A 13,046-nucleotide genomic window follows, 5' to 3' on the forward strand; every position below is an offset into this window, starting at 1 on the left:
ACATTTATAGTCTAACATCTGAGCTTATGTCCGTTAGTATTATTATTATCATTATTACCTGCCTGATTTCCTATACCGCGTTGAACAATTATGACCAGCTGGATAAGCTGACGATGCAGCCGTACATGGTGAAAAATCATAACGAGTATTACCGGTTCATCACCTCCGGGTTTGTACATGCCGACTATACCCATCTTATCTTCAATATGCTGACCCTCTTTTTCTTCGGGCCATATGTGGAAGATGTTTTCAGGGCGTTGTTTGGCTTAAAGCTGATGTATCCGTTATACTACCTGTTAGGCATCATTGTGTCCGACATTCCTTCTTTCCTCAAACACCGCAACAATTCGCATTACGCGTCGCTGGGCGCATCAGGGGCTATTTCCGCGGTGCTCTTTACCTTTATCATGGTAGAGCCGTGGGCACAGATCGGCGTGTTCTTTTTCATTAAGATGCCTGCTGTGCTTTATGGGGTATTGTTTTTGTTCCTTTCCGCTTACCTTTCCAGGAAAGGCGGTGGCAACATCAACCATGACGCGCATTTCTGGGGAGCATTGTTCGGGATTGTGTTTCCGTTGATTTTCCATCCGGAGCTGGGCGCCCGCTTCGTGGACCTGTTGCTGCACCGCCCATAATGATATTTTAGTTAGGGGGAATTTATACCCTGCACCATTAAAAACCCGGGCTTAGTCCCGGGTTTTTAATGCTATAGCGATGATATTTTCTGTTCCTGTGGTGACCTTGACGCGATCGTCGATACGCAAGCCTACTACCCAGATAATTCTTTTGGCGGATTCAATCACCCATACTTTTTCTTTCTCTGGCAGCGACAGTTTCTGATCTATCAGGAAGCGGCTGATTTTTTTCTTTTTAGGCATCCCGAGCGGATAAAAATAGTCCCCCTGTTTCCATTTACGCAGGATCAGCGGGAAGCTCACCTTAGCTGCATCCAGCCAGGCCGTTTCCGGTGCGGTGGGAATAGTCGCCTGTCCCCGCTCCTGCTGACGGACATGCAGCTGTCCGTTATCGTAGGTCACGTGTGCGGGAGCAGTGTCCAGCACATGAAGAGGGGCGTCTGTCTGCGCTGCCGGCGTAATGAGCAGCCAGCTGCGGTTGCGGATGATACGGTGCGTGGATGTCTCCACATAGCGTCCGGATTCACTATTGAGCAGTTGCAGCACTTGTGGCAGTTGCGCTACAGAACAGCCAAAATCCTTCAGCAGTTCCCAGGCGACTGTCTGCAGTGGTACTGTCTGCTGCAGCTTCAGCACGGGGATCATAAAGGTGTCGTCTTTCTGAGATAGCAGGCGCTTGCGGTGCCGTGCCACGGATTCCTGGTAAAGTATTTCCGTCTCGCGCATCCGTTGGATGGAGTTGTCCATGTTTTTCACCGCGGCAGGATACACTTCCTGCATACGGGGAATAATCTGGTGGCGGAAAAAATTACGTGTATACTTGTCCGTTATATTGGAACTGTCTTCCACAAAATCGATGCGATGCAGGGCGGCATAAGCGATCAGGATGTCCTTATCGGCAAACAGCAGCGGGCGGATAATCCGTTCCTGTTTGGGCAGGATACCGTGCAGGCCGGCGATGCCGGTCCCCTTGCAGAAATTCATGAGTGCGGTTTCCACGCTGTCCTGCATATGGTGGGCCGTAGCGATATAGCTGTAGCCTTCCTGCTGGCGGACCTCCTCCAGCCACTGATAGCGCAGGTCCCGTGCGGCCACCTGTATGCTGACGTTGTGTCTTTCGGTATAGGCGTTGGTATCAAAACGGGTGGTGTACAAGGGAAGACCGAGGGAAGCGGCCAGTTGCTGTACGAACTGTTCATCGCGGACGGACTCTTCTCCTCTCAGCTGAAAGTTACAGTGGGCGATTCCCGCCGGGAGTCCGGCCTGTTTGAACAGATAGGCCATCACCACAGAATCTACCCCGCCGCTTACCGCCAGCAGGATACGCTGGGCAGGGTCAAACAAACGTTGCCCGGTGATGTGGGCCATAAAATGAGTCAGTAAATGTTGCGGCATTGATGTGTGTTGAATAAATTAATAGACCAGCTCTTCGTAGGCCGACTGCAGTTCGTTATAGGTATGCCTTTCGTTGGCAGCCTTGGCCATCGCCATCCCTTTTTCGTATACCGCAATGGCAGCTTCCTTCTCCTCCTGCCTCTCCAGCAGTTTACCGAGATGATAATAAGAGCCGGTATATCCTGGTTCGTATGCCAGCAGTTCTTCAAACAGCTGCCGGGCCGCAGTGTCATTGTTTAACTTAATATATTCCAGTGCCAGGGCGTGTTTGAGGAAACTGTCATTCGGACTTGTTTCCAGCATTTGTTTGATCTGTGCGATTCTGTCCATGTCTTTGTTGTGCTTTTACCGGTGTCAATAAATTATAATTATCAATCATATTTCTGCTGTTTATACTGATTAAAATCATAATATAGCCTTGCGGTTGGCGTACATAAATAAGATATATTTGCCATTACCGCATTTTTAAACCAAACAGTTTAAGGCCATGAAGATTTTAGTTTGTATCAGTAAAACTCCGGACACGACTGCAAAAATAGCTTTCACGGACAATAACACGAAATTCAATGAGGCTGGTGTCCAGTTTATTATTAACCCCTATGATGAATGGTATGCACTGGTAAGAGCGCTGGAGCTGAAGGAAACGGTGGGTGCCGATGTTCATCTGATCACCGTAGGCGGAGCGGATTGCGATGCTATCATCCGGAAGGCGCTGGCACTGGGAGGTGACGAGGCGTTCCGTATCAATGCCGACAGTGCGGACAGTTATTACATCGCAGCACAGATTGCCGCGCATGCAAAAGAAAAACAATATGACATTATATTCACCGGTAAAGAGACCATCGACTATAACGGTTCCGGTATAGGCGGTATGGTAGCGGAACTGCTGGACCTGCCCTACGTGTCTATCGCAGCCAAATTTGAGTTGAACGGCACGGTGGCCACTATCAACCGGGAAATCGAAGGCGGCGAAGAGATCTGCGAAGTATCCCTGCCGGTAGTCGTTTCCTGTCAGAAAGGAATGGCAGAAGCGCGGATCCCGAATATGCGCGGCATTATGGCGGCGCGTACCAAGCCCCTGGCCGTAGTGGAGCCTGTTGCAGCCGATACGCTGACCAGCGTGGCCAGTTTTGAGCTGCCGCCGGCAAAAGCAGGTGTGAAGCTGATCAACCCCGACGACGTAGCGGAGCTGGTGAAATTGCTGCATGAAGAAGCCAAAGTGATCTAATCACGGCAGCAGGTATCTATTGTTTCATTTCTAATTAACGTATTCATGTCTATATTAATATTTGCCGATCAGGCACACGGAAAGATCAAGAAAGCAGCACTGGAAGCAGTTCAATACGGATCAAAGGTAGCGGCCCAGCTGGGCACCACCGCTACGGCGCTGGTACTCGGTCCTGCGGACAACGCGGAACTGGCCGCCCTGGGCAACTACGGCGCCGCCAAAGTATTGCACGTGGCCGATGCCCGCCTGCAGGAAGTAGAGAGCACCGTATACACGAAAATCATTGCGGAAGCTGCCGATAAAGAAGGCGCTGCCGTGATCGTATTCCCTCACAACTTCGACGGCAAGGCGGTGGCGCCTCGGGTGGCAGCCCGCCTGAAAGCCGGACTGGTGGCTGGCGCTGTGTCATATCCTGATACTGCTAACGGCTTTGTGGTGAAAAAAACCGTGTTCTCCGGCAAGGCTTTCGCCAACATAAATATCACTTCCGACCGCAAAGTAATATCGCTGACGCCGAACACCTTCCCTGCCGTGGCCGGCTCCGGCACCGCTGCTGTGGAAACTTTCGCGCCCGCCATCAACGATGCCGATTTTAAAGTGAAAGTTATCAGGACGGAGACCGTCAGCGGCGATATCCCGCTCACAGAAGCAGAGATCATCGTCAGCGGTGGCCGTGGCCTGAAAGGACCCGAAAACTGGGGCATCCTGGAAGACCTCGCCAAAGCGCTGGGTGCAGCCACTGCCAGCTCCCGCCCCGTAGCGGACGCCGGCTGGCGCCCGCATCACGAGCATGTTGGCCAGACCGGTTTAACCGTACGTCCCAACCTCTATGTAGCGATCGGTATTTCCGGCGCCATACAGCACCTGGCGGGTGTTAACGGCAGCAAGGTGATCGTTGTGATCAACAAAGACCCTGAAGCGCCTTTCTTTAAAGCCGCAGATTATGGCATAGTTGGTGATGCTTTTGAGGTGGTACCGAAACTGACAGCCGCGGTCAAAGAATTCAAAGGCCGGTAAACAGCTATTACGCACGATAGATTACGAATTACGAAGGAAGGGTAACCGTTGTAGCCCAGGTTACATAAATGAACACGCTACAGCCGGGTCCTTCACTCGTAATTCGTAATTCATAATTTGTAATTGCGTCAAAATGGCCATTAATCATGATAGATTTTTTTTAGATAAGGAATATTTTTCTAACTTCACGGTCTTACAAAATATTCAGCGACAACGCAAGACAGATATGAGAAAAATAGAACTGGAAATAGTTGCTTTATCGCACAGCATTACGCAGACTCATTCATATGCCGTGGTATTGGGAGAGGTAAATGGATTACGCCGTTTACCCATCGTGATCGGAGGCTTTGAGGCACAAGCGATCGCAGTGGCGTTAGAAAAAATGCAACCCAGCCGCCCCCTCACACATGACCTGATGAAAAATTTCATGAATGCTTTTAACATAGAGCTTCATGAGGTGGTCATCAGTAATCTCCAGGAGGGCATCTTTTACTCCAAACTCATCTGTTCCAGCAACGACGAAACCATTGAGATAGACTCCCGCACTTCCGATGCCCTCGCATTGGCGGTACGTTTTGGTTGTCCGATCTACACTTTCGAAAATATTCTCAACAGCGCCGGTATACTGCTGGATGATCCGGCTGGTAAAAAAAGCGCAAAGCCTGTCACTCCTACTATCTCCGAACACGAGAGAGGCGCAGAGGACGATCTCAAGGCAATGAGCCTGGACGAGCTTACACAACTCCTCCAGGAAGTACTGGAACAGGAAGACTATATCCGCGCCATCGCCATCCGCGATGAAATCAACAGCAGAAAAAGTAAATAATTATTTTTCAGAAAGGACAGCTGCTGTCGGTGGGAATCCCCCTCCGCTGCGGTTTTGCCGTGTAATGCCATCAATATGATCGTTTTTCCCAACTGTAAAATAAACCTGGGCCTTCATATCACCGGTAAGCGGGCCGACGGCTTCCATGACCTGGAAACAGTTTTCTATCCCCTGCCCGTGACAGATGCGCTGGAAGTCATTACCCCCGGCAGCCTGCAGTTCACCAGCAGCGGTATCCCCGTTCCCGGCGATGCGGCGGACAACCTGTGCCTCCGGGCTTTTCACCTGTTACAGCAGGACTTTCCGCAGCTGCAGCCGGTCAACATCCACCTGCACAAACATATTCCCATAGGCGCCGGCCTGGGTGGCGGCTCCGCTGATGCCGCTTTTATGCTGCAACTGCTCAATAAAAAATTTCAGCTGGAACTTACAACATCGCAATTGGTGGATTATGCAGCCCGGCTGGGCAGCGATTGTCCTTTCTTTATACTGAATCAGCCTTGTTACGCCACCGGCCGCGGTGAGATCATGGAGCCACTGTCACTGGACCTTTCCGCCTATTCCTTTTTACTGGTGCACCCCGGCATTCACGTCAATACCGGTTGGGCTTTCCGTCAAATCACCCCGCAAGCGCCTGCCCGGGCATTAAAAGACATGATACAATCGCCGGTAAGCGGGTGGCGACAGGTGATCAGCAATGATTTTGAAGCGCCGGTGTTTGCAGCGCATCCGGAACTGGCGGAGATAAAGTCGGCGATGTATGAAGGCGGAGCGGTGTATGCGACGATGAGCGGCAGCGGGTCGGCTGTGGTAGGCCTCTTCCCCAAAAATAAAATAGCTGACATCCGGTGGGATGCCAGCTATCTGGTATTTAAAGTTAATTAGCGCTTACTTTACAGAAGCAACCAGTGCTTTAAAGGTTTCTGGTTCGTTCATGGCCAGGTCAGCCAGCACCTTTCTGTTCAGATCGATGTTCTTACCAGCTAATTTGTTCATGAACACAGAATAGGTCAGACCTTCTGCTCTTACCGCAGCGTTGATACGGGCGATCCACAGCTGACGATAATTTCTTTTCTTTAATTTACGACCCACGTAGCTATAGGTAAGTCCTTTCTCCAGGACGTTCTTCGCTACGGTGTAAACATTTTTCCTTTTACCGTAAAAGCCTTTGGCTTGCTTTAAGATCCTTTTTCTCCGGGCTCTTGAAGCTACGGCATTAACTGAACGAGGCATTGTCTTTGTTTTTTCTCAGGTTATAAAATTCGATTGTTTGGACGGATACTAGCGGAGGCCGAGCATTCTCTTAACCAGGTTAAGATTCGCTTCGTGAACCAGTGTACTTCCTCTCAGGCTACGTTTTCTTTTGGTAGCTTTCTTAGTCAGTAAGTGGCTTTTGAAGGCTTTAAACCGCTTAATCTGTCCGTTCCCGCCAACCTTGAAGGTCTTCTTGGCCCGGGAATGTGTTCTTACTTTGGGCATCTTACATCAAATTTGGTCTGCAAAGGTAGGGAAATAACTTCATAAAACACAGTGCCAGATAAATAAATCCCGGCAGCCACCCAATGTGGATAACTTTTTTAATGCTTTTTTAACCTCCTTTAACCGATTGAGAATCAGTTTTCGTTAACCCTCCCCTTTTACCTATCTAGTGTGCATTTCATATTATAAAATTCATTACTTTTTTTATTTCTCTATATTATTTTTAATTTTAATCTTAAAATAGTCGCATATTTTAGCCATATAACGTTTAAACACCTGATGCCTATGAAAACATTCTACACCTTCCCTCACCCGGACCGGAACCGGTTTCCCGGGTCCAAACACCCTTGTAAGCGGTTGGAAAACAACAGTTACTGAACAGGCGTAAGCCCTCAGAACTGATACTTTTTTCACTTAACTGTTTTACACCTATGAAACGACTTTTAACCTTTTTACTACTGTTAACGGGCTTTGTGCTACCGTCAGCAAAGACGATGGCGCAAAAGGCGTTTATCAACGCCCCGGACAGTATCTGCGCAGGTAGTTTTGCCACCCTGAACGGCCTGTTGTGGAACTATGACTTCACCGTAGGCTCTATGGACTGGAGCGTCTCTCCTGCCCTGGCCGCCGATGATTACGAGTTCCTCTTCACTGAAAACGGACTGGCATCGGCCACCAACAAATGGGAGGGCCGCACACCCGGCGCCTATGCAGGCGTCACGGCCATGACCATCCGGCTTAACAAGGTAGGCGAGTACACCTTTACCGTCAAGATCTACGAAAAGAATGGCAGCAGAACAGCCACCATCTCCAGGAAGATCAAAGTAAAGGACTGTACCATCACTCAGTGCGCGGGCTCCATTAGTACCATGGCCGGCTTTAAGGAGGACTTCGGACTTTTTAACGCCGGAGACCGCCCCCGTAGAAACCGAATTATCGACTCCCTTTATACTAACCTGGGAGCCGCCTCTACCTATAAGTTCCCGACCAATATCACCAGTTTAAACATTGCAGACAATGAATACGTAGAATATTACAGGACCCAGGCCAAACCGGAATGGGTAAATGCCTATGATCACACCAACAACGGCGATAACATCAATACGTTCGGCGGTATGCTGGTGATCAACTCCGCCATCGAGAAAAAATCCTTCTATCAAAGAACAATTAAAAACCTCTGCCCCGGCTCTGTCTATAACTTCTCTGCCTGGTTCATGAACGTGAACGGCATGGAAGTATTTGATCAAACCTGTGCCCGGGCATCCGACACCAAACCGGACGGATATCACTATGCCGGTGTAACGTTTATCCTCACAGACCCTACCACAGGCGCCGTACTGCAAAGGTTCAATACGAACGACGTATCCATGAACCTCAGACGGCCCGAATGGCAACAATATGGTGGTAGCTTCAAAATACCGCCCAATCAAACTGCTGTAAAACTCACCATCCTTAACAATAACTTCGGTGGTTGCGGTAACGATATCGCTATTGACGATATCCAGTTTACCTACTGCAGCCCCGATCTTTTTGCATATGTAGACGGTCTGAAAGATGAAAAAAGAACGAAAGACCAAATCTGCGGCGGCGCTCCTTTAAGCCTCACTGCCTACCTGGAGCCCATTACCTATTTCCAGGACCCGGTATACCAATGGCAAATCAGCACAGATGGCGTTACCTACACTGACATAGTGGACGGTCCCATGAACACAGGCGTAGTATCCGGTAGTAAAACACCCATACTGAACTTCACAGCCGGCGCGCTGAAAGGAGATCCCTCCGTCGCTAAACTCTATTATTTCAGGGTAGGCATCACGGAAAAAGACAACGTCAAACTCGGGAACTGCGCCGCTCCTTCCCGACCGGTGGAAATCACCATCTTACCACAACCACAGATTTCGGTTACCGGTAATGAAATATGTAACGGCCAGAACGCCCACCTGGAAGTAACCGGTGGCTATACCTCCTATATATGGAAGGTCGTTCCGCCTGTTACCGGCACCACCCTGGACGTCAGCCCGAACGTCACCACCACCTATGAAGTGGTAGGTGAAAAATCCTACGGTGATAATAAAGTCTGCCGCGATAGTAACCGCGCAGAAATTGTCGTTTATCAGAAACCCGTCGTTAATGTTAAACTGCTGACCCCTCAGAGCATCTGCGAAGGAGAAATTGCCAAGCTGGAAATTCAGCCGGAAAACAGCGTGTATGATATTGCCTGGGACTACAACGGCACCGTGATAGCCGGCGCCAAAGGCACTTCTATCACCCATACCCCCACCAAAGTCACCAACCCGACGGCTGTGCCGCCGGCAAAAAACATCTATACCGTTACAGTAACCAACGGTAAGTGTATCATATCGGACCAGGCGGAAGTCATTGTCAACTCAATGCCTGCACCGAATGCCGGTCCGGATATCAAGCTGTGTAATACCACCACCTTCACGCTCGCCGGCAGCCAGCCACTGGCCGACCAGACCGGTATGTGGAGCTTCAAAGGCGGTATCAACGAAGGCGCAACGCTGAACAATCCTACCAATTACAACGCCACTGTCACCAACCTCGCAGTGGGTAAAACAGTAACCCTGGTATGGACCATCACCAATAAAAACCTGTCGAAGTGCGTTGCCAGCGACGAAGTGGTGCTGATCAACATGCCCCTCCCCGTTTCTGCTGCCACTATTGACATTACACAGTGTGCCAACAAAGTGTTTAACATTTCCGGAACAGCACCTGCTGCCTGGGAAACCGGTCAATGGAGCGGAACAGGCGTTACTTTCGGCGACCCGAATTCACCTGTGACCACCGCTACACTGACAGGCACCGCTACCACACAGGATGTCACTGTTACCTGGACACTTCGCAATGGCAAATGTGCGGACGGATTGTCAAAAGTCAACCTGCACCTGCGCCCCGCACCAAAAGTAACCGTTACGGTACCTGCTGTTTGTCAGACCGCCAAACAGTTTACCATTAATTTCTCTGCGCTGAGCGGCGCCGTTACCAAATACACCGTAAAACAAGGCATCGGCACACCGCTGGCCGGCTTCACGGATGTAACCGGCACCTGGCCTGCTACCGGCAATGTAATTAATGTACCGCTGCCGGCCAACACCGCTGCCGGCACCTATGATTTCATCCTGACCATCCAGGATGGTAATAACCAGGGATGTACTTACGATGCTCCCTTTAAATTAAGGGTGGACGCCCAACCGGATGCCACCATCAGCGGACCGACAGACATCTGTCTGGGTACCAGCGTTACGCTGAGTGTTGCTGCCTCCAACAGCGCCTATACTAAATTATGGACCATCAACGGCACTGCCCAGACAGGCAGCACCCAGTCCATCACCCACACGCCAACAGCAGCCGGTACCTATAACTACGGCGTTAAAGTCACCAACCTGACCTGTTCCGATACCAAAACGCTGACCGTCGAAGTAAGAGCAGTTCCCGTAGCCGATCCGGGTACGGTAAGCCCGCAGTGTAACGTCGGCAACTTTACCATGAACGCTCCTGCCCTGCCTGCCGATCAGGAAGGTGTGTGGACCATCAGCGGAACTGCCAACGGTGCCGTTATCACCAACCCGACCAATCCGAAAACAACCGTGACCGGATTACAGGCCGGAAAATCTGTGGTACTGACCTGGACCGTTAATAATAAATATAATAAGACCTGTAAGGCCAGCTCCAACATCACCTTAACCAATACAGAATCACTCACCGTCAGCAATGCAGGAACTGACATTATCCAATGCGGTAACAACAAGTTCCAGCTCAATGCCAACGTGCCGAAAACTACCGAAACAGGTACATGGTCCGGCACCGGCGTGACCTTCAGCAACGTCAACGATCCCAAAGCGATCGCTACACTGAACACCAGCACGCCACAAACCGTTACCGTGACCTGGACCATCAGCAACGGCGTATGTACCAACAGTACTTCTTCCGTGAAGCTGACACTCAATGCGGCGCCAACGGTGACCGTAGCAACAGTGCCTCCTGTATGTAACGCAGACGCGTTCTTCAACCTGGTACTGTCCAACCCAACCGGTATCATTACCAAATATTCCATCAAACCAGCAGCTACCAACGCACTGCCTTCCTTCACTGCGATCGTGGACGCTGCGTGGACCGGTGCAGGCACCATCAAAGTAAACTACCCTGCCGCTACCCCGGCCGGTACTTACAATTTTGTGCTGACCATCCAGGACGGTACCAACACCGGTTGCGTTACCAACTATCCGTTCTCCGTCACCATCGACGCTAAACCAACAGTAGATGTTGTAGCTGATCCCACTGAGATCTGCGAAGGTCAGTCTACAAAACTCAGCATCGATAACAGCAATGCCGGTTATACCATCCGCTGGACGCTGAACGGCACTGCCATCGCAGGTACTGATAACAAAACAACTTTCACGCACACACCTGCCGGCACCGGTAACAAAGTATACGCAGTATCCGTGAAAAACGGTGCTTGTACAGTGACCGATAATGCCACCGTGGTGGTGAGGTCTATGCCGACTGCCGATGCCGGTGATCCCGAAATCAAACAGTGCGATACCAAAGACTTCACTGTGACTGGCAACAAGCCGGCCTCCGACCAGAAAGGTGTATGGAGCTTTGTAGGCGCCAACCTCGGAGCACAGATCACCAATCCGAACAACTACACCACTACGGTGACAGGTGTTCCTGCCGGCAGCTCCGTAACACTGCAGTGGACTGTAACCAATACCTTCAAGGCTTCCTGCGTCGCTTCCGATCAGATCATCCTGACCAATACAGAAGCGCTCACTGTCAGCAAAGCCGGTACCGATATTACCCAATGCGGTAATAACAAGTTCCAGCTCAACGCCAACACACCGAAACCTACCGAAACAGGTACATGGTCCGGCACCGGCGTCACCTTCAGCAACCCTAACGATCCTGCAGCTATCGCTACGCTGACTTCTGCCAGCACACCGCAGACCGTTACCGTTACCTGGACCATCAGCAATGGCGGCGTATGTACCAACAGCTCCTCCAGCATCAAGCTGACCCTCAATGCCGCACCGGCTGTCACCGTGGCTACTGTACCTACCGTATGTAACGCGGACGCGTTCTTCAACCTGGTACTGTCCAACCCAACCGGTAACATCACCAAATATTCCATCAAAGCAGCGGCTACCAACGCACTGCCTTCCTTCCCGGCGATCGTGGACGCTGCATGGACTGGTGCAGGCACCATCAAGGTGAACTACCCTGCCGCTACTCCGAGCGGTACATATGACTTTGTACTGACCGTTCAGGACGGTAACAATGCAGGCTGCGTGTTTACCAAAACCTTCTCCGTGAAGATCGACGAAAACCCGGCTGTGAAGATCACCGCACTGCCGTATGTAGTTTGTGAAGGTACCGCCGCCACGCTCAGCATCGACAACAGCAATGCCGGCTACACTATCCGCTGGACACTGAACGGCACTCCTATCCCGGCGGGTGACAACAAAGTGTCTATCGTTCACACACCTACCAAAATTGGTGACAACGTATATGCAGTAACCGTGACCAACGGTGTTTGTACCGCTACAGACAACGTGACCATCAAAGTGAGGTCCATGCCAAACGCCAATATCGACAAGCATGAGATCAAACAATGTAATACCGCTGATTTCACTGTCGAAGGCAGAGAGCCTTTGGGCGACCAAAAAGGGATGTGGAGTTTTGCCAGCGCCGACCTGGGTGCGAAAATCACCGATCCGACCAACTACAAAACAACCGTTACCGGCGTACCTGTTGGCCAGTCCGTAACACTGAGATGGACGGTGTCCAACATTTACCACGCCGCCTGCGTTGCTTCTGCCTACGTCGTGCTGACCAACGTGGAAGCGCTCACAGAAAGCAATGCCGGTACTGACATTACCCAGTGCGGTAACAATAAGTTCCAGCTCAACGCTAATGCGCCGAGGGCCACTGAAACAGGTACATGGTCCGGCACCGGCGTCACCTTCAGCGATGTGAACGATCCGAAAGCGATCGCCACGCTGAACACCAGCACACCACAAACCGTGACCGTTACCTGGACCATCAGCAACGACGGCGTATGTACCAACAGCACTTCCAGCATTAAGCTGATCCTCAACGCGGCGCCGACAGTAGCAGTAGCGGCTATCCCCGCGGTGTGTAACGCCGACGGCGCTTTCAACCTCGTGTTGTCTAACCCGACAGGCGCTATCACCCTCTATTCTGTAAAAGCCACCACCCCTAACAAGATGACCGGCTTTACAGATATCGTCAACCAGGCATGGAAAGGCGCAGGTACTTATAAAGTAACCTACCCCGCTGCCACCCCTGCCGGCACTTATAACTTTGTGCTGACCATCCAGGATGGCGCCAACGCTGGTTGCGTGACTAACTATCCGTTCACCGTCACCGTAGACGCTAAACCGAACGTAAACGTAGTAGCCAACCCGACAGAAATCTGCGAAGG

The 13,046-nt window shown here is 51.0% G+C and carries 10 protein-coding genes; 6 read left to right on the forward strand and 4 right to left on the reverse strand.

The genetic code is table 11. The features are described from left to right. Positions 1–26: 26 nt before the first annotated feature. Entirely contained in the window at positions 27–635 is a 609-nt protein-coding gene (locus B5D63_RS33910; protein ID WP_078673343.1) for a rhomboid family intramembrane serine protease, read from the forward strand. 51 nt (positions 636–686) lie between these two features. Here the strand turns inward: B5D63_RS33910 and tilS are convergent, their stop codons facing one another. Together tilS and B5D63_RS33920 are read right to left on the reverse strand one after the other, a co-directional pair. Further along, positions 687–2,030, reverse strand: coding sequence for a tRNA lysidine(34) synthetase TilS (tilS, locus tag B5D63_RS33915; protein ID WP_078673344.1), 1,344 nt, complete (start codon positions 2,028–2,030; stop codon positions 687–689). A gap of 18 nt (positions 2,031–2,048) precedes the next feature. Further along, positions 2,049–2,360: a hypothetical protein gene (locus B5D63_RS33920; protein ID WP_078673345.1), complete on the reverse strand. Its 312-nt coding sequence runs from the start codon at positions 2,358–2,360 to the stop codon at positions 2,049–2,051. Positions 2,361–2,517: 157 nt separating this feature from the next. Here B5D63_RS33920 and B5D63_RS33925 point away from each other — a divergent pair, with 157 nt between their 5' ends. The 4 genes from B5D63_RS33925 to ispE all read left to right on the forward strand — a co-directional run bounded on the left by B5D63_RS33925 (position 2,518) and on the right by ispE (position 5,986). After that, positions 2,518–3,258: an electron transfer flavoprotein subunit beta/FixA family protein gene (locus tag B5D63_RS33925; RefSeq protein WP_078673346.1), complete on the forward strand. Its 741-nt coding sequence runs from the start codon at positions 2,518–2,520 to the stop codon at positions 3,256–3,258. A gap of 45 nt (positions 3,259–3,303) precedes the next feature. After that, a complete protein-coding gene (locus B5D63_RS33930; RefSeq protein ID WP_078673347.1) occupies positions 3,304–4,275 on the forward strand; it encodes an electron transfer flavoprotein subunit alpha/FixB family protein in 972 nt (323 codons plus the stop codon). Between the two features lie 226 nt (positions 4,276–4,501). Next, positions 4,502–5,101 (forward strand): bifunctional nuclease family protein, encoded by a 600-nt coding sequence (locus B5D63_RS33935; protein ID WP_078673348.1) that lies wholly within the window; start codon positions 4,502–4,504, stop codon positions 5,099–5,101. Between the two features lie 75 nt (positions 5,102–5,176). Next, on the forward strand, positions 5,177–5,986 hold the full coding sequence (gene ispE / locus B5D63_RS33940; RefSeq protein ID WP_078673349.1) for a 4-(cytidine 5'-diphospho)-2-C-methyl-D-erythritol kinase: 810 nt from the start codon (positions 5,177–5,179) through the stop codon (positions 5,984–5,986). 3 nt (positions 5,987–5,989) lie between these two features. On the opposite strand, the gene rplT is transcribed toward ispE, so the two are convergent. Both rplT and rpmI read right to left on the reverse strand, forming a co-directional pair. Then, positions 5,990–6,334 carry a 50S ribosomal protein L20 gene (gene rplT / locus B5D63_RS33945; RefSeq protein ID WP_078673350.1) on the reverse strand — a complete coding sequence of 115 codons (345 nt, stop codon included), beginning with the start codon at positions 6,332–6,334 and terminating at the stop codon, positions 5,990–5,992. Positions 6,335–6,382: 48 nt separating this feature from the next. Further along, positions 6,383–6,580: a 50S ribosomal protein L35 gene (gene rpmI / locus B5D63_RS33950; protein WP_078673351.1), complete on the reverse strand. Its 198-nt coding sequence runs from the start codon at positions 6,578–6,580 to the stop codon at positions 6,383–6,385. A gap of 431 nt (positions 6,581–7,011) precedes the next feature. Here rpmI and B5D63_RS33955 point away from each other — a divergent pair. Next, a partial coding sequence (locus tag B5D63_RS33955) for a PKD domain-containing protein (RefSeq protein ID WP_143313338.1) occupies positions 7,012–13,046 on the forward strand: 6,035 nt, incomplete at its 3' end.

The sequence above is a fragment of the Chitinophaga eiseniae genome, from assembly GCF_900167135.1.
GTDB lineage: Bacteria > Bacteroidota > Bacteroidia > Chitinophagales > Chitinophagaceae > Chitinophaga > Chitinophaga eiseniae.